General features: G+C 70.6%; 18 protein-coding genes and 1 tRNA gene. 7 read left to right on the forward strand and 12 right to left on the reverse strand.

The genetic code is table 11. From position 1 onward, the window contains the following. Positions 1-16 precede the first annotated feature (16 nt). The 4 genes from PGH47_RS10900 to PGH47_RS10915 are packed head-to-tail and all read left to right on the forward strand — an operon-like array spanning position 17 to position 4,372. Positions 17-946 carry a branched-chain amino acid ABC transporter permease gene (locus tag PGH47_RS10900; protein ID WP_176577535.1) on the forward strand — a complete coding sequence of 310 codons (930 nt, stop codon included), beginning with the start codon at positions 17-19 and terminating at the stop codon, positions 944-946. 23 nt (positions 947-969) lie between these two features. Beyond that, entirely contained in the window at positions 970-2,781 is a 1,812-nt protein-coding gene (locus PGH47_RS10905) for a branched-chain amino acid ABC transporter permease (RefSeq protein ID WP_271668026.1), read from the forward strand. A gap of 5 nt (positions 2,782-2,786) precedes the next feature. Next, positions 2,787-3,659 (forward strand): ABC transporter ATP-binding protein, encoded by an 873-nt coding sequence (locus tag PGH47_RS10910; RefSeq protein WP_125527694.1) that lies wholly within the window; start codon positions 2,787-2,789, stop codon positions 3,657-3,659. Beyond that, positions 3,656-4,372, forward strand: a complete 717-nt coding sequence (locus tag PGH47_RS10915) for an ABC transporter ATP-binding protein (RefSeq protein ID WP_030949404.1) — start codon at positions 3,656-3,658, stop codon at positions 4,370-4,372. Before PGH47_RS10910 ends, PGH47_RS10915 begins: the two co-directional genes overlap by 4 nt. 80 nt (positions 4,373-4,452) lie before the next feature. Here the strand turns inward: PGH47_RS10915 and PGH47_RS10920 are convergent, their stop codons facing one another. Further along, entirely contained in the window at positions 4,453-5,109 is a 657-nt protein-coding gene (locus tag PGH47_RS10920; RefSeq protein ID WP_030949406.1) for an ANTAR domain-containing response regulator, read from the reverse strand. A 101-nt stretch (positions 5,110-5,210) separates the two neighbouring features. Here PGH47_RS10920 and PGH47_RS10925 point away from each other — a divergent pair. Next, a tRNA-Leu gene (locus tag PGH47_RS10925) sits at positions 5,211-5,285 on the forward strand. Between the two features lie 73 nt (positions 5,286-5,358). Here the strand turns inward: PGH47_RS10925 and pyk are convergent. Continuing rightward, positions 5,359-6,795 carry a pyruvate kinase gene (gene pyk, locus PGH47_RS10930; RefSeq protein ID WP_271663255.1) on the reverse strand — a complete coding sequence of 479 codons (1,437 nt, stop codon included), beginning with the start codon at positions 6,793-6,795 and terminating at the stop codon, positions 5,359-5,361. Between the two features lie 141 nt (positions 6,796-6,936). Continuing rightward, on the reverse strand, positions 6,937-7,650 hold the full coding sequence (locus PGH47_RS10935) for an SIMPL domain-containing protein (protein WP_271663256.1): 714 nt from the start codon (positions 7,648-7,650) through the stop codon (positions 6,937-6,939). A 138-nt stretch (positions 7,651-7,788) separates the two neighbouring features. Between PGH47_RS10935 and PGH47_RS10940 the strand changes: the two genes are divergently transcribed. Then, a complete protein-coding gene (locus PGH47_RS10940) occupies positions 7,789-9,597 on the forward strand; it encodes a bifunctional metallophosphatase/5'-nucleotidase (protein ID WP_271663257.1) in 1,809 nt (602 codons plus the stop codon). A gap of 58 nt (positions 9,598-9,655) precedes the next feature. Here PGH47_RS10940 and PGH47_RS10945 read toward each other — a convergent pair whose 3' ends face one another. The 8 genes from PGH47_RS10945 to PGH47_RS10980 all read right to left on the reverse strand — a co-directional run bounded on the left by PGH47_RS10945 (position 9,656) and on the right by PGH47_RS10980 (position 19,623). Continuing rightward, the gene (locus tag PGH47_RS10945) at positions 9,656-10,036 is read right to left on the reverse strand and encodes a hypothetical protein (protein WP_107907110.1); all 381 of its coding nucleotides are present in this window, start codon (positions 10,034-10,036) and stop codon (positions 9,656-9,658) included. Between the two features lie 4 nt (positions 10,037-10,040). Then, positions 10,041-11,714, reverse strand: coding sequence for a hypothetical protein (locus PGH47_RS10950; RefSeq protein ID WP_271663258.1), 1,674 nt, complete (start codon positions 11,712-11,714; stop codon positions 10,041-10,043). A 367-nt stretch (positions 11,715-12,081) separates the two neighbouring features. Then, positions 12,082-13,533, reverse strand: coding sequence for a lysine N(6)-hydroxylase/L-ornithine N(5)-oxygenase family protein (locus tag PGH47_RS10955; protein WP_271663259.1), 1,452 nt, complete (start codon positions 13,531-13,533; stop codon positions 12,082-12,084). Beyond that, positions 13,530-14,933, reverse strand: a complete 1,404-nt coding sequence (locus PGH47_RS10960) for a pyridoxal phosphate-dependent decarboxylase family protein (protein WP_271663260.1) — start codon at positions 14,931-14,933, stop codon at positions 13,530-13,532. Before PGH47_RS10960 ends, PGH47_RS10955 begins: the two co-directional genes overlap by 4 nt. Positions 14,934-15,123: 190 nt before the next feature. After that, complete coding sequence (pepN, locus tag PGH47_RS10965; RefSeq protein WP_271663261.1) at positions 15,124-17,631, reverse strand: aminopeptidase N; 2,508 nt, start codon at positions 17,629-17,631, stop codon at positions 15,124-15,126. 56 nt (positions 17,632-17,687) lie between these two features. Beyond that, positions 17,688-18,224, reverse strand: coding sequence for a response regulator (locus PGH47_RS10970; RefSeq protein ID WP_271663262.1), 537 nt, complete (start codon positions 18,222-18,224; stop codon positions 17,688-17,690). 140 nt (positions 18,225-18,364) lie between these two features. After that, positions 18,365-18,712 (reverse strand): chorismate mutase, encoded by a 348-nt coding sequence (locus tag PGH47_RS10975; RefSeq protein WP_269641549.1) that lies wholly within the window; start codon positions 18,710-18,712, stop codon positions 18,365-18,367. Between the two features lie 11 nt (positions 18,713-18,723). Then, positions 18,724-19,623, reverse strand: a complete 900-nt coding sequence (locus PGH47_RS10980; protein ID WP_271663263.1) for a helix-turn-helix domain-containing protein — start codon at positions 19,621-19,623, stop codon at positions 18,724-18,726. 88 nt (positions 19,624-19,711) lie between these two features. On the opposite strand from PGH47_RS10980, the gene PGH47_RS10985 reads away from it, so the two are divergent. Next, the gene (locus PGH47_RS10985) at positions 19,712-21,487 is read left to right on the forward strand and encodes a glycoside hydrolase family 35 protein (RefSeq protein WP_271663264.1); all 1,776 of its coding nucleotides are present in this window, start codon (positions 19,712-19,714) and stop codon (positions 21,485-21,487) included. A gap of 21 nt (positions 21,488-21,508) precedes the next feature. On the opposite strand, the gene PGH47_RS10990 is transcribed toward PGH47_RS10985, so the two are convergent. Beyond that, entirely contained in the window at positions 21,509-22,306 is a 798-nt protein-coding gene (locus PGH47_RS10990) for a S1 family peptidase (protein WP_271663265.1), read from the reverse strand. Positions 22,307-22,439: the final 133 nt, after the last annotated feature.

A 22,439-nucleotide genomic window follows, 5' to 3' on the forward strand; every position in this document is an offset into this window, starting at 1 on the left:
CCACGGAGGCCCTGCGGTGAACGAACTGCCGCAACAGCTGGCCAATGGACTCATCCTCGGCGCGATGTACGGACTCATCGCGATCGGCTACACGATGGTCTACGGCATCGTCCAGCTCATCAACTTCGCCCACGGCGAGATCTTCATGGTCGGGGGCTTCGGGGCCCTCACCGTCTGGTTGGTACTCCCCGAGGGCTTCGGCCTCGGGGCAGCAGTCCCCCTCATGATCATCGGTGGCGTCCTCGTCTCGGTCGCCGTCGGCACAGCGGCGGAACGGTTCGCCTACCGTCCGCTGCGCTCCGCGCCACGACTGGCGCCCCTCATCACCGCCATCGGTCTGTCCATCGTCCTCCAGCAGGCCGTGTGGATGTGGTACCCGGACGCGAAGAAGGACCACCCCTTCCCGCAGTTCCACGGCGGCCCCGTCGAGATCCTCGGCGCCAACATCCAGCGTGGTGACCTCTTCGTCCTCATAGCCGCCCCGCTGTGCATGCTCGCCCTCGGCTTCTTCGTCACGAAGACGCGCTCCGGTCGCGGCATGCAGGCCACCGCCCAGGACCCGGACACGGCCAAGCTGATGGGCATCAACACCGACCGCATCATCGTCATGGCGTTCGCCATCGGTGCCGCGTTCGCCGCCGTCGCCGCCGTCGCCTACGGGCTCAAGAACGGCCAGGTCGGCTTCCGTATGGGCTTCCTGATGGGCCTGAAGGCCTTCACTGCGGCCGTGCTCGGCGGTATCGGCAACATCTACGGCGCCATGCTCGGCGGCGTGGTCCTCGGCGTCGCCGAGTCCCTCGCCACCGGCTACATAGGCGACATCCCCGGCATGGACCTCTTCGGCGGCGGCGCCTGGAAGGACGTGTGGGCGTTCGCTCTGCTCATCCTCGTACTGCTGTTCAGGCCACAAGGTCTGCTCGGCGAACGCGTCGCGGATCGGGCGTGATACCCATGACCACCGAGATCCCCATGGACAAGACCTCCGACACCACCAAGGTGTCCAGCGTGGAGGCCACTCCCATCATCCCGCTGCCGCAAGCCGTGGCTCGCGGGCTGGCGGTCGGCGGCTCCGCCCTCGCCCTCATAGGCACCTTCCTCGCCTGGACCTGGACCGATGAGTTCCCGGGCAACCTGACCGTCACCGGCTACCCGGGCGGCCTTCAGGTCCTCACCCTCTTCGGTTCCCTGCTGACGCTGCTGTTCGCCCTCGCCGGCTACGGCATCCGCGGCCTGGGGTGGCTCACCCCCGGCGGCAAGAACAGCCCCGTCCTGCTCGCCGCCCTCGGCGTGTTCGCGACCACGGGCTACGCCATCGGCGCGATCACCCAGGAGCTCGGCGGCCTGGTCAACCTCGAGCCCGGCGCCTGGGTCTCCGGCATCGGCGCGCTCGTCGCCGTGATCGGCGCCCTCGGCCTCCCGGTCGACCAGCCCTACGACGCGTCGGACCCGACCCCGAACCTCTGGGGCCGTATCCGTCACTCGCTCACCGCGCCCGACCCCGGCCGCGCCAAGGAACTGCCCAACTGGGTCGAGATCCTCATCATCGCCGCCGGCTTCGGCGTCGGTCTGTACGTCTTCACCTACGGCATCGCCACCGAGTACTCCGAGCTGTTCATCGGCTTCCTGATCGTCGCGGCGTTCGGCTTCACCGCCGTCACCCGCGCCGGTCTGCTGAAGCGGCTGTCCGCGCTGACCGCCAAGCACCGCAACGTCACCCTCGGGGCGGCGTTCGCGGCGGCGATCTGCTTCCCCTTCACCCAGTCCAACGACCAGTTCGCCCTGATCGGCGCGAACATCCTGATCTTCGCCACGGTCGCCCTGGGTCTGAACGTCGTCGTCGGCCTCGCCGGTCTGCTCGACCTCGGTTACGTCGCCTTCCTCGGCGTCGGCGCCTACGCCGCCGCCCTGGTCTCCGGCTCCCCGTCGTCGACCATCGGCGTCCAATTCCCGTTCTGGGCAGCCGTTCTCACCGGCGCCGCCGCCTCGCTGATCTTCGGCGTGGTGATCGGTGCCCCGACCCTGCGACTGCGCGGCGACTACCTCGCCATCGTGACGCTCGGCTTCGGTGAGATCTTCCGCATCACCATGAACAACCTGAACGGCAACAGCGGCCCGGACGTCACCAACGGCTCCAACGGCATCCCGCAGATCCCCGACCTGGAGATCCTCGGGTTCAACCTCGGAGTCCCGCACGACGTCCTCGGCCACGAGCTGACCCGCTCGGCCAACTACTACCTGCTGATGCTGGTGTTCACGGCGATCGTCGTGATGGTCTTCCGCCGCTCGGCGGAGTCCCGCATCGGCCGTGCGTGGGTGGCCATCCGCGAGGACGAGACGGCCGCGACCGCGATGGGCATCAACGGCTTCCGTCTGAAGCTCCTCGCCTTCGCGCTCGGCGCTTCCCTCGCCGGTCTCGCCGGCACCGTCCAGGCGCACGTGTCCTACAGCGTCACCCCCGAGCAGTACCAGTTCGCCGGCTCCGTGCCGCCGAACTCGGCCTTCCTGCTCGCCGCCGTCATCCTCGGCGGCATGGGCACCATCAGCGGCCCGCTGATCGGCGCCGCGCTGCTCTACCTGATCCCGGCCAAGCTCCAGTTCATGGCGGAGTACCAGCTGCTGCTCTTCGGCTTCGCGCTGATGCTGCTGATGCGCTTCCGTCCCGAGGGCCTGGTCGCCGACCGCAGGAAGCAGCTCGAATTCCACGAGACCGGACAGCTCGACGTACCGGAGGACAAGCCATTGCCCGAAGGCGCGACCGGCGTCGCGAAGGCAGGGGCGTGACCGCCATGACGACCACCACGACAGCACCCAGCACGACCAAGGTGCTCGACGCGAGCGGTGTCACCATGCGCTTCGGCGGTCTGACCGCCGTCCGCGACGTGGACCTCACCGTGAACACCGGAGAGATCGTCGGACTGATCGGCCCCAACGGCGCCGGCAAGACGACCTTCTTCAACTGCCTCACCGGTCTGTACGTGCCGACCGAGGGCAAGGTCGCCTACAAGGGCACCGTCCTGCCGCCCAAGCCGCACCTGGTCACCCAGGCCGGCATCGCCCGTACGTTCCAGAACATCCGGCTCTTCGCCAACATGACCGTTCTGGAGAACGTGCTGGTCGGACGGCACACCCGGACCAAGGAGGGCCTCTGGTCGGCGCTCCTGCGCCTGCCCGGCTTCAAGAAGGCCGAGGACGCCTCCCGGGCCCGTGCCATGGAGCTCCTGGAGTTCACCGGTCTGGCCGCCAAGGCCGACCACCTCGCCCGCAACCTGCCCTACGGTGAGCAGCGCAAGCTGGAGATCGCCCGGGCGCTGGCGAGCGAGCCGGGTCTGCTCCTCCTCGACGAGCCGACCGCCGGTATGAACCCGCAGGAGACCCGGGCGGCCGAGGAGCTCATCTTCGCCATCCGGGACCAGGGCATCGCCGTCCTCGTCATCGAGCACGACATCCGGTTCATCATGAACCTCTGCGACCGGGTCGCCGTGCTGGTCCAGGGCGAGAAGATCGTCGAGGGCCCCGCCGAGGTCGTCCAGGCCGACGAGCGCGTCATCGCCGCCTACCTCGGCACCCCGTTCGAGGGTGCGCCGGGTGCGGCGGAAGCCGCCGAGGTCGAGGCTGCGGAGGCTGACGCGCAGAGCACCACGGAAGGGGACGACAAGTGACCGCACTGCTCGAGGTCGAGGACCTCAGGGTCGCTTACGGCAAGATCGAGGCCGTCAAGGGCATCTCGTTCAAGGTGGACGCGGGCGAGGTCGTCACCCTCATCGGCACCAACGGCGCCGGCAAGACCACGACCCTGCGCACCCTGTCGGGTCTGCTCCAGCCGCTGTCCGGCGAGATCAAGTTCGACGGCAAGTCGCTGAAGAAGGTCCCCGCGCACAAGGTCGTCTCGCTGGGGCTCGCCCACTCCCCCGAGGGGCGGCACATCTTCCCCCGCATGACGATCGAGGACAACCTCCGCCTCGGAGCGTTCCTGCGCTCCGACAAGGAGGGCATCGAGAAGGACATCCAGCGCGCCTACGACCTGTTCCCCATCCTCGGGGAGCGTCGTAAGCAGGCCGCGGGCACCCTGTCCGGCGGTGAGCAGCAGATGCTCGCCATGGGACGGGCGCTGATGTCCCGGCCGAAGCTGCTCATGCTCGACGAGCCCTCCATGGGTCTGTCGCCGATCATGATGCAGAAGATCATGGCCACCATCCAGGAGCTCAAGGCGGCGGGCACCACCATTCTGCTCATCGAGCAGAACGCCCAGGCCGCGCTCTCCCTGGCCGACCACGGCCATGTGATGGAGGTCGGCAAGATCGTCCTCTCCGGCTCCGGGCAGGACCTCCTGCACGACGAGTCGGTGCGCAAGGCGTACCTCGGCGAGGACTGATCACCCGGCTGATCAGCCGCACGAACGAGGCCCGTGCCCCCCGGTCAGGGGCACGGGCCTCGTTCGTGTTCGCGGGTGCGTCAGCCCTTGGCGGCCTTCTTCTCGTCGGCGTCCTGGATGACGGCCTCGGCGACCTGCTGCATCGACATGCGGCGGTCCATCGACGTCTTCTGGATCCACCGGAACGCGGCCGGCTCGGTCAGCCCGTACTCGGTCTGGAGGATGGACTTCGCGCGGTCGACCAGCTTGCGGGTCTCCAGGCGCAGGGTGAGGTCGGCGACCTCCTTCTCCAGTTCCTTCAGCTCCGTGAAGCGGGAGACGGCCATCTCGATGGCCGGCACGACGTCGCTCTTGCTGAACGGCTTGACCAGGTAGGCCATGGCGCCGGCGTCCCGGGCCCGCTCGACGAGGTCGCGCTGCGAGAACGCGGTCAGCATCAGCACCGGGGCGATGCTCTCCTCGGCGATCTTCTCGGCCGCCGAAATGCCGTCCAGCTTCGGCATCTTGACGTCCAGGATGACGAGGTCGGGCCGGTGCTCGCGGGCCAGCTCCACGGCCTGCTCGCCGTCACCGGCCTCGCCGACGACGGTGTACCCCTCTTCCTCGAGCATCTCTTTGAGATCGAGCCGGATCAGCGCCTCGTCCTCGGCGATGACGACGCGGGTCGTCAGCGGAGGCACGTGCGACTTGTCGTCGTCGGGCGCGTCTACGGGCTGGGGCGACTCGGGGGCGGTCACGAAGGCTCCTCGTTCAGGGGCATGGGTGCTGCTGACAAGAGCCTACCTAGCTACGGTAAGGTGGACGCGCGGAGGGTCGGGGGAAACCTTGGATTCTTCGAGCCCCGGTAGCCCAATTGGCAGCAGGCAACGGATTCAAAACCCGTACAGTGTCGGTTCGAGTCCGACCCGGGGCACTTTTCCTTCGATTTCAAGGTCGCATTTAGGGCCCCTCATGGATGAGGGGCCCTAAAGCTTTTCCGGGATTTTCTACTTGGGGCTGTCGTCCTCGCCGATGTGGTGGACGCGGACCAGGTTCGTCGAACCGGAAACCCCGGGCGGCGATCCGGCGGTGATGACGACGGTGTCGCCCTTCTGGCAGCGGCCGTATTTCAGGAGCAGTTCGTCGACCTGGTCGACCATCGCGTCAGTGGAGTCCACGTGCGGGCCAAGGAACGTCTCCACGCCCCACGTCAGATTGAGCTGCGAGCGGGTGGCCGGCTCCGGGGTGAAGGCCAGCAGCGGGATGGGCGAGCGGTAGCGGGACAGCCGGCGGGCCGTGTCGCCGGACTGGGTGAAGGCGACCAGGAACCGCGCGCCCAGGAAGTCGCCGATCTCGGCCGCGGCGCGGGCCACCGCGCCGGCCTGGGTGCGGGGCTTGTTGCGCTCGGTCAGCGGCGGCAGACCCTTGGCGAGCAGGTCCTCCTCGGCGGCCTCGACGATCTTCGCCATCGTGCGGACGGTCTCGATCGGGTACTTGCCGACGCTGGTCTCGCCGGACAGCATCACCGCGTCGGTGCCGTCGATGACCGCGTTGGCCACGTCGCTGGCCTCGGCGCGGGTCGGGCGGGAGTTGTCGATCATCGAGTCGAGCATCTGGGTGGCGACGATGACCGGCTTGGCGTTGCGCTTGGCGAGCTTGATGGCGCGCTTCTGGACGATCGGGACCTGCTCCAGCGGCATCTCCACACCGAGGTCGCCGCGGGCCACCATGATGCCGTCGAAGGCGGCCACGATGTCGTCGATCGCGTCGACGGCCTGCGGCTTCTCCACCTTGGCGATCACCGGGAGGCGGCGGCCCTCCTCGTCCATGATGCGGTGGACGTCCTCGATGTCGCGCCCGCTGCGCACGAAGGACAGGGCGATGACGTCGAAGCCGGTGCGCAGCGCCCAGCGCAGGTCCGCCTCGTCCTTCTCGGAGAGAGCGGGGACGGAGACGGCGACGCCGGGGAGGTTCAGGCCCTTGCTGTCGGAGACCATGCCGCCCTCGACGACGGCGGTGTGCACGCGGGGGCCGTCGACGGAGGTGACCTCCAGACAGACCTTGCCGTCGTCGACGAGGATGCGCTCACCGGGAGAGACGTCGGCGGCGAGGCCCGAGTAGGTGGTGCCGCACTGGTGGCGGTCGCCCTCCGCGCCCTCCTCGACGGTGATGACGAACGAGTCGCCGCGTTCAAGGAGTACAGGTCCTTCGGTGAAGCGGCCGAGCCGGATCTTCGGGCCTTGAAGGTCGGCGAGCACGCCGACGCTGCGGCCGGTCTCGTCGGAGGCCTTCCGCACGCGCTGGTAGCGCTCCTCGTGATCGGCGTGGTCGCCGTGGCTGAGGTTGAAGCGGGCGACGTCCATTCCGGCGTCGACCAGTGCCTTTATCTGGTCGTACGAGTCGGTGGCGGGGCCCAGGGTGCAGACGATCTTTGCTCGGCGCATGTTTCGACTCTATGACTTACCGGCGGGTAGAGAATTGGCCCGGCATGACTACTCAACAACCTTTACGTGAAGGGCTATTGACAAGTGTTGAATTGTGCGGCGGGGCGCTCCGATGAGCGTTCGAAAGGCCCGCCGGGCAATTCAGAGTTGCGGCGGCGTCATGGTGAAGCGGGCATTGACCTGGGCGTGGACGTGCTGGCGCTGGGGCTCCAGGTCGAGCGGGGCCGCCGCGTCCTCCGCCGCCCCGTAGGCCATGGAGCGCATCCGGCCGCCGGGCGCCTGTGGATAGGGCGGTGGGGCGTTCTCCGCTCCGATGTCGGCGAGCTCCACCAGCGCCGCCAGGGACGAACCGAGCGCCTCCGCGTACTCCCGCGCCCGCTGCACGGCCTCCCGCACCGCCTGCTGGCGCGCCTGACGGTGTGCCGGCGAGTCGGGGCGCAGGGCCCACCAGGGGCCGTCCACGCGTGTGAGATCCAAGTCGGCCAGACGAGTGGTCAGTTCGCCCAGCGCGGTGAAGTCCGTGAGGACGGCGGTGATGTGGACGCGGCCGTGGTAGGCGTGGACGCGCTCGCCGCGGCCCTTGTCCTTGAGCTCCGGGCTGATGGAGAAGGCGCCGGTCTCCAGGCGCTCGACCGCGTCGCCGTAGGTCTTGACGAGGTCGAGGACGGCGGTGTTGCGGCGGGTCAGGTCGTCGAGGGCGGCGCGCCGGTCCTTGCCGCGGGAGGCGACGGTGACGCCGATGCGGGCGATCTCGGGGTCGACCTCCAGACGGGCCTCACCGCGCACGGCGATGCGCGGGGCGTCGGGGGTGCCGTAGGGGACGGCCTGCGGAAGTTCCTCTGATGGCACGGTCATACGTCCCACTCTGTCATCGCTTGCTCGGGTACGGAGCCCCCGGGTCACCAGATCGAAACCTCACGGGTCTGTTGCCGCCCGCCATGAGCAGGTCAGAATCTACGCGCGTTGTCGACCATTCCCACGGGAGAAGCACTCATGCCGTTGAACCGCCGGAAGTTCCTGAAGAAGTCCGCCGTGACCGGAGCGGGGGTGGCACTGGCCGGGGCGGCGGCGCCGACGGCACAGGCGGCGGAGGCAGAGGCCATGACGGCGAAGAAGTGCGAGAAGCGGTACTCGCTGACGGTGATGGGCACGACCGACCTGCACGGTCACGTCTTCAACTGGGACTACTTCAAGAACGCGGACTACACCGACGCCAAGGGCAACGCGCAGGGCCTGGCCCGGGTGTCGACGCTGGTGGACCGGATCCGTGCGGAGCGGGGCCGGCGCAACACGCTGCTGATCGACGCGGGCGACACGATCCAGGGCACCCCGCTGACGTACTACTACGCCAAGGTCGACCCGATCACCGCCAAGGGCGGCCCGGTGCACCCGATGGCGCTGGCGATGAACGCCATCGGCTACGACGCGGTCGCGCTCGGCAACCACGAGTTCAACTACGGCATCGAGACGCTGCGCAAGTTCGAGGAACAGTGCCGCTTCCCGCTCCTCGGTGCCAACGCGCTGGACGCGAAGACGCTGAAGCCCGCCTTCCCGCCGTACTTCATCAAGAGCTTCCGGGTGCAGGGCGCCCCGCCGGTGAAGGTCGCCGTCCTCGGTCTGACCAACCCCGGCATCGCGATCTGGGACAAGGCCTATGTGCAGGGCAAGCTGACCTTCCCGGGCCTGGAGGAGCAGGCCGCCAAGTGGGTGCCCAAGCTGAAGGCGATGGGCGCGGACGTGGTGATCGTCTCGGCGCACTCCGGTTCCTCGGGCACCTCCTCCTACGGTGACCAGCTGCCGTACGTCGAGAACTCCGCGGCCCTCGTCGCGCAGCAGGTGCCGGGCATCGACGCGATCCTGGTCGGCCACGCGCACGTGGAGATCCCGGAGCTGCGGGTCACCAACGCCAAGACCGGCAAGGACGTCGTGCTGTCGGAGCCGCTGTGCTTCGCCGAGCGGCTGTCGCTGTTCGACATCGAGCTGACCTTCGCCAAGGGCCGCTGGACGGTCGAGAAGGTCGCCGCGTCGGTCCTCAACTCCAACACGGTCGCCGACGACCCGAAGATCACCAAGCTGCTCTCCGAAGAGCACGAGAAGGTCGTCGCGTACGTCAACCAGGTCGTCGGCACCGCCACCGCGACGCTGACCACGGTCGACGCCCGCTACAAGGACGCCCCGATCATCGACCTGATCACCAAGGTCCAGGAGGACGTCGTCAAGGCGGCCCTGGCGAGCACGGAGTACGCCGCGCTGCCCGTCATCGCCCAGGCGTCCCCGTTCTCGCGCACCTCGGAGATCCCGGCCGGCGAGGTGACGATCCGGGACCTGTCGAGCCTGTACGTGTACGACAACACGCTGGTCGCGAAGCTGATGACGGGCGCGCAGCTCAAGGCGTACCTGGAGTACTCGGCCGAGTACTTCGTGCAGACCGCCCCCGACGCCGCCGTCGACGTGGAGAAGCTGACGAACGCGGGCAACCGTCCCGACTACAACTACGACTACGTCTCCGGGCTTTCGTACGACATCGACATCGCGCAGGCGGCCGGTTCGCGGATCAAGAACGTCACCTACAACGGTGCCGCTCTCGACGACGCGCAGAAGTTCGTGTTCGCGGTGAACAACTACCGGGCCAACGGCGGTGGCGCGTTCCCGCATGTGGCGGCGGCGCAGGAGCTGTGGTCGGAGTCGACGGAGATCCGCACCCGGATCGCGGAGTGGGTGACCGCGAAGGGCGTGCTGGACCCGAAGGACTTCGCGTCCGTGGACTGGAAGCTGACGCGCAACGGCACGCCCGTCTTCTAGGGGCGGGCAAGGGAAGGCCGACGGCCGCCTTTTTCGAGCCGTCGGCCTTCCCGTCCGTTCAGAACAGGCTCGTCACGCTGTCCTGGATGGCCGCCACATCGCCCGCGACGGCGGCCGTGGCCGCCACACCGGGGGCGAGGAAGCCGAGCCAGCGCAGCAGGACGCCCCGGCGGGGCTCGTCCTCGGCGAGTTCGGCCTCGACGCGCTCGGCGGCGTCGACGAGTTCCTCGCCGTCCTCGTACTCGTCCTGATGGCTGCGTACCTGTTCGAGCAGCAGCCGTGCGGCGGCGCGCAGTTCGGCGACGGCGGCCTCTCGGTCGGCCGCGGCCGGGGCGCCGGTGGTCGCGGTCGAGCGGTTGACGGCGACCGCGCTGCCGTCGATGCGGATGTCGCCGCCGGCCTGGATGCCGCTGTTGTCACCGGCACCGGTCCCTGTCATGCGGTCACCTTCCTCGGTTGGCGGGCGGGGCGGGGGCCGCAGGTGTGGCGGGCGCCGGTTGCCCGGCCGCACCCGCTGCCTGGCCGCGCTTGAAGACTCCGGCGATGCTGCCGCCGACGCCGACGGCGGAGCCGTTCAGGGTCACGTCGCCGCCCGCGTACAAGCCGGTGTTGTAGATGGTGGTCTGACGCTGGATCAGTTCGTTGGTGTCGATGTCGTGGTCCTCCAGGAACTCCACCAGGGCGTCCAGTACGCGGTGTTCGACGGTCTTGGCGTACAACTCCCGGTCGAGCTGCTGGAAGTAGCGGTAGTAGAGTTTGTCGCTGGCCGCGTCCCTGATGCTGAAGGACGCCCCGTAGTTGAAGGTGCGGTGGCGGATCTCCTGGGCCTGACGTCGTTGCTTGCCGTGCTGGTTGAACGGCGCGAACAGGCCCGCGGCCACCGAGAAGGGCGAGCCGACCAGCAGGAGCGGCGCCCGCAGACCGGCCTGGGCGACCAGGGTCGAGAACTGCCGGAAGGTCGGCGTGTCCAGCAGCTGGTCCGCGATGCGGTAGCGCTCGCGCACCGGGGCGAGCAGGGAGCTGCTGCCCTCGATGAAGAGCATCTTGCGGTCGGACAGCAGGGCGCACCGCAGGAAGAAGGTGATCGCGAGTTCACCGCTCCAGCCGGTGACCCGGATGGCCAGATAGGGGCGGGCCCGGCCCTTGCCGTCCTCGCGCAGCGCGTCCAGGAGCTCCGGCGAGACTCTCGCGCTGGGTGGTCCGGCGGGGTTCGGCAGCAGTTCGGAGCGGGTGCGGCCGTCCACCTCGTACTGGAGGTCCTTGCCGTTGACCAGCAGCAGGTCCTCGACGTGCACGCCGGGCAGCTTCAGGTCCCCGACACGGGCCGCGAGATGGTCGTTGAGTTCGTGCACGGTGAACGGCACGACCTGCTTGCCCTCTTCGGGGCGGGCCGTGTCGAGCGCGAAGGACCAGGTGCTCGTCGTCTCTCCGTAGCCGACGAAGGGCGCGTACATCGACGAGACCACGACGTTGCCGCGGTCGCGCCGCTCGATCTCCTGGATGCGCCGCCGGGCCTCCGAACTGACCGGATCAGGTGCCTTGTCCGGGGCGAAGTTCGCCCGGCTGAGCTGTTTGGCGACCACGCCGTAGTGCACCAGCAGGGACTCGACGGCGACGATGATCCAGGCGACGAGCCAGCCCAGGACGACCGCCGAGCCGAAGCCGTTCGGCAGCATGATCACCACGATCAGCAGCAGCACGGCGAGCAGGACGTCCCGCCCCACCTGGCGGCGCCGGGCCGCGAGGGCGTGCCGCAGCACGCAGCCGAGGTCGACGCCGGGCGAGGAGGCGACCGCGCGGCGCGGCTCCTCCACGATCTGCTCGACGGCCTTGCGGGCGAACTTGGTGTCCGTGTGGACGGCGGTGCACAGGTACCGGGTGATGTCGGGGGCGAAGCGGGTGCTCCGGTCCGACCCGGGGGCGTGGGCCGGCGGGGCGGGGGCGGCGCGCCGGGCGCCGGCGGGAGGCTGCGTCGGTACGGCGGGGACGGTGGGCGGCGCCGGGTCCGGACTCTTCGTCGGGTCGGCGCCGCGTAACAGGCCGCAGTTGGCGCAGGCGGTGTAGCCGCGATCGTTGTCCGCCTGGCAGCGCGGGCATTTGAGGGTGGGAGTGGTCATGGCTCTGTTTCCTCCTCTCGGTTTTCGCGCTCAGGTCGTGCCCGTCCGTTTCGAAATCGGCGGTGTCATTCGGATTCGGACGGCGATGAGAATCAGCCATTTCCGGTGATCGGAAACGCGCTCGCGGAAAAGGCGGCGAGAGATACGGCCGGGGCGGGACACCGCGCCTGGAGCAGCGGGGTTGCCGAGGCCGGCGGCATCAGAAGGTCGACCCTCGATCGAAAGAATCGTTTCCCGGATCGGACGCCCCCGTTGCCGCCGCATGAACCGGAAGATAGCAGCGCGCCCGGACGGATGGGAGGGACACGGGATATTCAAGTGGCCTTTTCCGCGCCCCCTTCCGCGATTCTTCACCCCTCCCCCGTTTTCACCGCCTCTCGACCAGCGGGGTGAGCACCGGTGCCTTGCGCGCGGCCGGGATGAGGGGCTGCTGTTCGAGGCCGAAGGTGGTGAACGCGGTGCGGCCGGGCAGGGCGTAGGTCTCCTTGCCGGTGACGGAGTTGAGGATGCCGGCGCTGCGCCAGGCCGCGAGGCCGAGGTCCGGGGTGCCGATGCCGTGGGTGTGGCGCTCGGCGTTCTGGACGTACACATGGCAGCCGGCGCCGGTGACGGCCGGGTCCATGACCAGGCGGTACCGGTCGTCGACCCGGGGGCGTTCCCGGCTGTCGCGGCGCATGTAGGGGTCGAGGCCGGCGAGGATGCGGTCGAGGGAGCGCTCCCGGTAGCCGGTGGCCAGGACGACCGCGTCGGTGGTCAGCCGTGAGCGGGTGTTCTGCTGGATGTGCTCCAGGTGCAGCTCGACCTTGGTCGTGGCGAGCCGGCCGGCGGTGCGCACGCGGACGCCCGGGGTGAGGACGGTGTCGGGCCAGCCGCCGTGCATGGTGCGGCCGTAGAGCTCGTCGTGGATGGCGGCGAGGGTGGCGGCGTCGATGCCCTTGTGGAGCTGCCACTGGGAGTCGAGGAGCCGGTCGCGGACCGGTTCGGCGAGGGCGTGGAAGTAGCGGGTGTAGTCGGGGGTGAAGTGCTCCAGGCCGAGCTTGGAGTACTCCATCGGCGCGAACGCCTCGGTGCGGCCGAGCCAGTGCAGCTTCTCGCGGCCGACGGGGCGGTGCCGGAGCAGGTCCAGGAAGATCTCGGCGCCCGACTGTCCGGAGCCGATGACGGTGATGTGCTCGGCGGCGAGCAGGGTCTCGCGGTGGGCGAGGTAGTCGGTGGCGTGGATGACGGGCACGGCGGGCGCCTCGACCAGGGGCCGCAGCGGGTCGGGGACGTACGGCTCGGTGCCGATGCCGAGGACGATGTTGCGGGCGTAGGTGCGCCCGAGCGCCTCGGCCTCCCCGTCGGGGGCGATCTGGGTGAAGTCGACCTCGAAGACGTCGCGTTCGGGGTTGAAGCGGACCGCGTCGACCTGGTGGCCGAAGCGCAGCCCGGTGAGGTTCTCGCAGACCCAGCGGCAGTAGGCGTCGTACTCGGCGCGCTGGATGTGGAAGCGCTCGGCGAAGTAGAAGGGGAAGAGCCGGTCGCGGTGCCTGAGGTAGTTCAGGAACGACCAGGGGCTGGCGGGGTCGGCGAGCGTCACCAGGTCGGCGAGGAAGGGCACTTGGAGCCGGGAGCCGTCGATGAGCAGCCCCGGGTGCCAGGAGAAGGCGGTGCGCTGTTCGTAGAAGACGGCGTCGAGTTCGGCGAGCGGCTGGGCGAGGGCGGCCAGCGAGAGGTTGAAGGGGCCGATGCCGATGCCGACCAGGTCTCGGGGCGTGTCGGCGTCCTGGCCCGGGGGGTTGGGGTGCGGGTCGGCAGCGGGGTTCGACTGCGGGCTCATCGGGGGGTGTTTCCTTCCACCAGTGTCAGGAGGGCGGCCAGGTCGTCCGGGCGCGTACGGGGGTTGAGGAGGGTCACCTTCAACCACAGGCGCCCGTCCGCGCGGGCCCGGCCGAGGACGGCTCGGCCGTCGGTGAGGAGCGTTCGCCGTACGGCCGCGACGTCGTCGTCGGCGGCGTGTGCGGGCCGGAACAGGACCGTGCTGAGGGTGGGCCGGTCGTGGAGCTCGAAGCCGGGGTGCTCGTGGACGAGGGCGGCGAACTCGCGGGCGCCGTCGCAGACCTGCTCGACCAGCCGGCCGAGGCCGCTGCGGCCGAGGGTCTTGAGGGTGACGGCGATCTTGAGGGCGTCGGGCCTGCGGCTGGTGTGCAGGGAGCGGCCGAGCAGATCGGGCAGGCCCGCTTCGGTGTCGTCGCCGGCGTTGAGGTAGTCGGCGCGGTGGTGGAGCACGGCGAGATCGGCCGCGTCACGGACGGCGAGGAGACCCGCGGCGACGGGCTGCCAGCCGAGTTTGTGCAGGTCGAGGGTGACGCTGTCGGCGGCGTCCAGGCCGGCCAGCAGATCGCGGTAGCGGTCGCTGAAGAGCAGGCCACCGCCGTAGGCGGCGTCCACGTGGAGCCGTGCGCCGTGCGCCGCGCACACGGCCGCGATCTCGGGGAGGGGGTCGATCATCCCGGCGTCGGTGGTGCCTGCGGTGGCGGCGACGAGGTGCGGGCCGGGCAGCGCGGTGAGGGCCTCGTCCAGGGCGGCGGGGTCGAGGACACCGGCCGGGGCGGGCACGACGACGGGCTCGGCGAGTCCGAGCAGCCAGGCGGCGCGCGGCAGCGAGTGGTGCGCGTTGGCGCCGTGCACCAGCCGTACCCCCGCGCCGCGCGCCTCCCGGGCGAGCAGCAGGGCGACCTGGTTGGACTCGGTGCCGCCGGTGGTGATCAGGGCCGTGTGCACCTGCCGGGCCGCGATACCGCCTCGGCCCCCGGTCCCGGGGTCGAAGACCTCCCGCGCGAGCGCCCCCGTCACCAGCGCCTCCAGCTCCGAGGCTCCCGGGGCCTGGTCCCAGGAGTCGAGGGAGGGGTTCAGGGCGGAGACGGCGAGGTCGGCCGCGGTGGCGAGGGCGAGGGGCGGGCAGTGGAGGTGGGCGGTACAGAAGGGGTCGGCGGGGTCGGCTGCGGTCTCCGCGAGGGCGCGGACGACGGTGTGCAGGGCGTTCGGCTCGCCCTGGTCCGGCAGTACGTCCCCGACCGCGGCCCGCATCCGCGCCGCCACCGCGTCCGGCCCGCCCGCGGGCAGGGGCCCCTGGCGCAGCAGCGCGCCCTCGCTCAGCGCGTGGAGCACGGTGTCCAGCAACGGCCGCAGGGCGTGGGGACCTTCGGGGCCTGACGCGAGCGACGCAGGCGTGCTCATCGTGTCCTCCCGGGCGCTGGGCGAGAAGGACTTCCAGCTTGTACCCGGATGGACGACGCCGCCCGAAAAGCCCAACGACCGGAACCCGAAAGGGGGTACTTCCGTGCGAGGAAAGCGTGTCGGACTCGGTGTGCGGACTTCGGCGGAGTAAGGGGCGCCCGCAGGGACGGCGCCCCCTACGTCGCACGTACTAGTGCGTCCGGCCCTCCCGCACCCTCAACGCCCTTGCCAGGTCGTCGAGTTGGTCGGCGAGCCGACGTCGCAGGGCCGGGATCGGATCGCCGTCGCGCAGGCACTCCTCCCCCAGCCTGAGGGCCTCGGCGTCCACGGCGTGCACCGGGAAGGCGTAGCGGCCGGCGGCTTCCGCGATGGCGGGGCCGCGGCGGGCGGCGAGGGCGACGGAGTCCTTGTAGAAGCGCGCCACGTACGGGCTCACCAGGTCGGCCTGTTCGGGCTGCCAGAAGCCCATGGCGGTCGCGGTGAAGAGGTAGTTGGACAGGTCGCTGCTCTCGTCGGTGGTGAACAGCGCCTCCCACGCCCTGGCCTTGGCCTCCTCGTCGGGCAGGGCGGCCCGGCAGCGGGCGGCGCCCTCCTGCCCGCTGGCGCTCTGGTCGCGCTCCAGCTCGGCGGCGATGGCGGCCTCGTCGACGGCACCGAGGACGGCGAGGCGGCCCATGACCCGCCAGCGCAGCTCGGGGTCGAGCTCGGGTCCGCCGGGCACCGTGCCGTCGGCGAGCCAGGCGGCGATCGTGTCGGGGTGCGCGGCCACGGAGATGAAGTGGCGTACGGCGACCAGCCGCAGGCCGGGGTTGTCGCCGTCCTCGGTGCGCCGGATCAGGTCGCGGCACAGGGCGGACAGGGTGGCCAGGGCGGCGGGCCGCTCCGCTGCGGGCAGGTAGCGGTCGGTTACCTGGCCGACGGCGAAGGCCAGGACGCCCTGCACGATGGCGAGGTCCGTCTCGCGGGGCAGGTGGGCGCGGGCGGCCTCCAGATAGGCGGTGGCGGCCAGTTCGCCGTCGCGGACCGCGTCACGCAGGGCGTTCCAGACGACCGCGCGGGTGAGCGGGTCGGGCAGCCCCGAGAGGCGCTCGCGCAGGGTCGTGAAGGACTCGGCGTCGAAGCGGACCTTGGCGTAGGTCAGGTCGCCGTCGTTGAGCACCAGCAGGGCCGGGCGCTTGCCGATGGGCAGCGGCGTGCTCTGCGGGACGTCGATCTCCAGGCGCCGGCGCAGGGTGAGGTGGCGGCCCTCGTCGTCGCCCAGATCCTGGTCGTACAGGCCGACGGCGACGCGGTGCGGGCGGCTGCCCGCGTGGTCGACGGTGAGGCTGTAGGTGCCGTTGTCGCCGGGTGCGATCTGCGGGGTGAGGGTGTCGACGCCGGTCGTGCGCAGCCAGCTGTCGGCCCAGGCGTGGACGTCGCGGTCGGTCGCGGAGGCCAGGGAGTCGATGAAGTCGGCGAGGGTGGCGTTGGCGAACTTGTGCCTCTCGAAGTGGGTGTTGATGCCGGCGAGGAAGTCCTTCTCGCCGAGCCAGGCCACCAGCTGGCGCAGCGCGGAGGCGCCCTTGGCGTAGGAGATGCCGTCGAAGTTGAGCATGGCGGAGGCCGTGTCGTGGACGTTCTCGGGGGCCACGGGGTGGGTGGAGGGCCGCTGGTCGGCTTCGTAGCCCCAGGCCTTTCGGGCGACGCCGAAGTCGACCCAGGTGTCGGTGAAGCGGGTGGCCTCGACGAGGGTCTGGTAGCCCATGTACTCGGCGAACGACTCGTTCAGCCAGATGTCGTCCCACCAGCGGAGGGTGACGAGGTCGCCGAACCACATGTGGGCCATCTCGTGGGCGATGACCATGGCGCGGGTCTGCCGCTCGGTGTCGGTGACGGCGGAGCGGTAGACGAACTCGTCGCGGAAGGTGACCAGTCCGGGGTTCTCCATGGCGCCGGCGTTGAACTCTGGGACGAACGCCTGGTCGTAGGAGTCGAAGGGGTAGGGCTCGTCGAACTTCTCGTGGAAGCGGTCGAAGCACTGCCGGGTGACCTGGAGGAGCTCGTCGGCGTCCGTGTCCAGGTAGGGGGCGAGCGAGCGGCGGCAGTGGAGGCCGAAGGGCAGGTCGCGGTGCTCGGTGCGCACCGAGTGCCAGGGGCCGGCCGCGACCGCGACGAGGTACGTGGAGATCAGCGGGGTGGGCGTGGCCTGCCAGCGGCCGTCGCCGGTGTGCTCGGTGCGGCCGTTGGCCAGCACGCTCCAGCCCTCGGGGGCGGTCACGGACAGCTCGAAGACGGCCTTGAGGTCGGGCTGGTCGAAGGCGGCGAAGACGCGCTGGACGTCCTCCATGAACAGCTGGGTGTAGACGTAGGTCTCGCCGTCGGTGGGGTCGGTGAAGCGGTGCATGCCCTCGCCGGTGCGGGAGTAGCGCATGGCCGCGTCGACGCGCAGCTCGTGGTCACCGGCGGCCAGGCCCTTCAGGGGCAGTCTGTTCCCGTCCAGGGTCTCCGGGTCCAGGGGCCTGCCGTCCAGCGTCACGGAGCGCAGCTCGGCCGGCTTGACCTCGACGAAGGTGTCCGCGCCGGTGCGCGCGGTGAACGCGATGACGGTGCGGGAGTCGAAGGTCTCGTCCCCGGTCGTCAGGTCGAGCTCGATGGAGTAGCGATGGACGTCGAGGAGCTGGGCACGAGTCTGCGCTTCGTCGCGCGTGAGTACGGACATGCACGACATGCTGCCTGATGCCGCTGACCAGGCACAGGGGTGGATCAGTACGTGCGCTATGTCCGGTTCTTCGCGGCGGGGCCCTCGCGCTGGGGCGGGACGCGCGTGTCGGGGTGCGGCAGCGCCGGGCGCCCGGGGCGCTTCGGGGTGTCGGCGTGGCCCTTGACCAGGGCCCGTAACTCGCGGACCTCCTCCTCCAGGGCCCGGTGGCGCCGGTAGGCGTCGTACAGGTAGCGGACCTTGGTGCGCAGTACCCAGGGGTCGATGGGCTTCATCACGAGGTCGGCGACGCCGAGCCCGAAGGCGGCGGCCGTCAGTTCCTGGTCCGCGCCGAAGCCCGTGAGGAGGATGACCGGAATGTTCTGGGTCTGTTCCACGCGCCGCATGTACCGCACCACGTCCAGGCCGCTGACGCCCGGCATGCGGACGTCCAGGAGCAGGAGGCCGACCTGGCCGCGGAGCACCTGCTTGAGCGCCTCGTCTCCGCTGGTGGCGCGGGCCAGCCGGTAGCCCAGCGGGGCCAGGGCGCTCTCCAGGGCGTACAGCGTCTCCTCGTGGTCGTCGACGATGAGGATCTTGGCATCCGACGGCATGGCCCGACGTCCCTCCCGCGTGGACATACCGGGTATGTCCGGGGGTGCTGACGCAGCGTGCTCGTCAGCTGGCATGCGGTGCACAGCGCAGCATGCCCCGCGCGGGCCGCCCTGTCACCCCCCGGGCCGGCCGGCAGGCGTCAGTTCGCCGTGGGCGCAGCGCCGTTGACGGTGTCCTCGGCGATGCTCTCGTGGTGCCTGATCACCTCGGCGATGATGAAGTTCAGGAACTTCTCGGCGAACGCCGGGTCGAGCTTGGCGTTCTCGGCGAGGGTGCGCAGCCGGGCGATCTGGCGGGCCTCCCGGTCCGGGTCGGCCGGCGGGAGCTGGTGGCGAGCCTTGAGGTGGCCGACCTGCTGGGTGCACTTGAAGCGTTCGGCGAGCATGTGGACGACGGCCGCGTCGATGTTGTCGATGCTGTCGCGCAGCCGGGCGAGCTCCTCGCGGACGGCGGGGTCGACGTCGCCTGGGGACGTGTTGCTGGTCATGAGCGCTCAGCCTACGGGGCCGTCTCGCCCGTCGTTCGGCCGATCACGGGTGGATCGGCGGGATCGGGTACCTGGTTGCTCCAGCCGCCGGGCACGGCGCGGCCCTGCTGCGCGCGGAAGCGGACCGGTGCCATGCCGACCCGGCGGGTGAACAGGCGGGAGAAGTAGGCGGGGTCGTCGTAGCCGACGCGGCGGGCGACGGCGGCGACGGGCAGGTCGGTGGCGGCGAGGAGTTCCTTGGCGCGGCCCAGGCGGATGCCGAGCAGATAGTCCTTGGGGCTGCATCCGGCGCCCATGCGGACGGCCGCGCGCAGTTCGGCGGGGGTCATGCCGTGCCGGGCGGCATGGTCGGCGACGGTCAACGGCAGACAGGCGTCGCGGGCCAGGGCCTTGAGGACCGCCTCGCCGTCGGGGGCTAGGTCGGCGCGGGCGCGGCGCAGGGCGACGAGGAGCTCGTGCACGGCGGCGCCGGTCTCCACCTCCAGCAGGGGGTTGTCGCGGCGCGCGGCGCGGGCCATGCGCCCGATGACGGCACGCGGTCCCGCGGCGTCGGAGAGGGCCACGACGGGGCGGTCCGGCTCGATGTAGCCGAGTTCGGTGTACGAGGCGGCGGCGGGCCCGGTGAAGTCGACGAAGCCCTCGTCCCAGCCGGTGCCCGCATCGGGCGCGTAGTGGTGCGGGACGCCGGGGGTGAGCCACAGCAGCGCGGGCGCGGTGACGGGCGTACGGCGGCCGTCGGGGTCGGCGTACCACCCGGCGCCGTTGCTGATGACGACGGCGACATGGTGGTCCAGGACCCGGGGGCCGACGGTGGGCAGGGCGCCGTACTGGAGGCCGACGCCGAGACATGCGAGGCCGAGGCGGTGGTGGGCGGGGCCGGGCGTGAAGAACCGCATCCAGGTGTGGTACATGCCCGTACCTCCTGTCCGGCTCTTCGGTCCAAGCAGCGCCGATCTTTGTCCATGGACCCTGACCTGCGCCAGAGGCGAGGGTGGGCGCATGAGCGAGTTCACGGTGGGGGACGAAGACTTTCTGCTGGACGGGCGGCCGGTGCGGGTGCTGTCCGGCGCGCTGCACTACTTCCGGGTGCACGAGGCGCAGTGGGGTCACCGCCTTGCGATGCTGCGGGCGATGGGCCTGAACTGCGTGGAGACGTACGTGCCGTGGAACCTCCACGAGCCGGCGCCGGGGCGGACCCGGGACGTGGCCGCGCTCGGCCGGTTCCTGGACGCGGCCCGGGACGCGGGCCTGTGGGCGATCGTGCGTCCGGGGCCGTACATCTGCGCCGAGTGGGAGAACGGCGGGCTGCCGTACTGGCTGACGGCCGAGGTCGGCGCACGCGCGCGTACCCGTGACGAGCGCTATATGGGGCCCGTGTCGGACTGGTTCGCGCGGCTGCTGCCGGAGATCGTGCCCCGGCAGATCGACCGCGGCGGGCCGGTGATCATGGTGCAGGTCGAGAACGAGTACGGCAGCTACGGCTCGGACGCGGCCTATCTGCGCCGTCTCGCCGACCTGCTGCACGAACTGGGCGTCACGGTCCCGCTGTTCACCTCGGACGGCCCCGAGGACCACATGCTCTCCGGCGGCTCGGTCCCGGGAGTCCTGGCGACGGTGAACTTCGGCTCGCACGCGCGCGTGGCGTTCGAGACGCTGCGCCGGCACCGCCCCGCGGGGCCGCTGATGTGCATGGAGTTCTGGTGCGGCTGGTTCGACCACTGGGGCGGCGAGCACGCCGTACGGGATGCCCGGGACGCGGCGGCGGCGCTGCGGGAGATCCTTCGGTGCGGGGCCTCGGTCAACCTGTACATGGCGCACGGCGGCACGAACTTCGCCGGCTGGGCGGGCGCCAACCGGGGCGGCGGCGCGCTGCACGACGGGCCGCTGGAGCCCGATGTGACGTCGTACGACTACGACGCCCCGATCGACGAGTGCGGCCGCCCCACCGCGAAGTTCCGGGCCTTCCGCGAGGTCCTCGCCGAGTACGCCGACGGCCCGCTGGCCGAAGTCCCGCCCGCGCCCGCGCCGTTGGGAGCGCCGGCCGAGGCCGTCCTGACCGGCTGGGCGCCCCTGACGGACGTACTGGAGACGCTGGGCGGCCCGGAGGTCTCCGGTCCCCTCCCGGCCACCTTCGAGGAACTGGGCGTCGAACGGGGCCTGGTGCGCTACGAGGTGACGGTGCCGGGGCCGCGCGAGCCGTATCCGCTGACGGTGCGCGGGCTGCGGGACCTCGCCGTGGTGTACGTCGACGGGGAGCGGGCCGGGGTGCTGACCGAGGAGTACCCGTGTCTGAAGGAGCCCGTCGCCGGGCACGCGCGCGTGGAGCTGTGGGTGGAGTCCCTGGGCAGGGTCAACTACGGGCCGCGGCTGGGCGAGTCCAAGGGGATCACCGGGGGCGTCCTGCACGAGCGGCAGTTCCTGCACGGCGTACGCGCGCGTGGGCTGCGGCTGGAGGCGCTGGAGGACGCCGGGGCGGTGCGGGCGGTGCCGTGCCGGGAGCTGCCCGGGGACGGTGCCCCGGGGCTCTACCGGGGCACCGTCACGGTGCGGGGCGCCGGTGACGCCCGTCTGGAGCTGCCGTGCTGGACCCGCGGGTTCGTGTGGATCAACGGCTTCGGTCTGGGCCGTTACTGGTCCGCGGGCCCGCAGCGCACCCTGTTCGTGCCGGGGCCCGTGCTGCGCGAGGGCGACAACGAACTGTGGGTGCTGGAGCTGGAAGGGACGGCCCGGACCGGGTCCGGCGAGGCCGGAACTCCGGTCCTGCGGGCCGTCTGACGACCTCGCCGCGGCGGCTGCCTACAGCGCGGCCGCCGCGCGGGCGATGTCGCTCGCGAAGTGGCTGACCTCCGTGTAGACGCCGGGCACCCCGGCACGGGCGCAGCCGTCGCCCCAGCTGACGATGCCGACCTGGATCATCTTGCCCGCGTCGTCCTTGCGGAACATGGGACCGCCGGAGTCGCCCTGGCAGGTGTCGATGCCGCCGCTCTGCCAGCCGGCGCACAGTTCCTCCTTCGACACGAGCCGGTTGCCGTAGTGGCGCTTGCACACGCGGTCGGCGACGAAGGGAACGCTGGCCTTACGGAGCTTGGTCGTGCCCGTGTTGGCCCCCTCCTCGGTGTCGCCCCAGCCCGCGATCGTGAACGTGCCGCGGTTGTACTGGTCCGTCGTGGCGATCTTCAGCGTCGGCTTGTCGATGGGCCGGGCGAGCTTGATCAGCGCCCAGTCCTTGCCGTTGCCGTCGTAGCCCGGGGCGACCTTGACCTTCTTCGACTTCACCTTGATGGCGGCCGAGGAGTTGAGGTCGTTGACACCGGCGGTGACGGTGATGCTGGTGTTGTTGCCGGAGCCCGACATGCAGTGGGCCGCGGTCAGCACCACGTCCTTCTTGTAGAGCGCCCCGCCGCAGCCCATGGAGAGGTGGACCATGAAGGGGAACTCGTTCTGCGCGGCAGTCGTTCCACCGACGATACGGGTGGACGCGGCCTGCGCGCTGACCGGCTGGAGGGAGGCGACGGCGAGCGCGACGGCGCCGACCGCGGCGGCTCTCTTCGCCAGGGAGATGCCGGTTCTCCGGGATATGTGATGGCTCAACATTCGTCCTTTCGTGGGGGGTTGAGCGATCCCGGAGTATGAAGATCAAGGGGCGTCCATGACAAGGACGGATCTCACGTCCCGGGCATGGAACCCCACCAGGGAAAATCCCCTCACATCCCCGTAGAGTGGAATC

Origin of the sequence: Streptomyces sp. HUAS 31, assembly GCF_028198125.1 — a bacterium.
In the GTDB taxonomy this organism is placed as follows: Bacteria; Actinomycetota; Actinomycetes; order Streptomycetales; family Streptomycetaceae; genus Streptomyces; species Streptomyces chartreusis.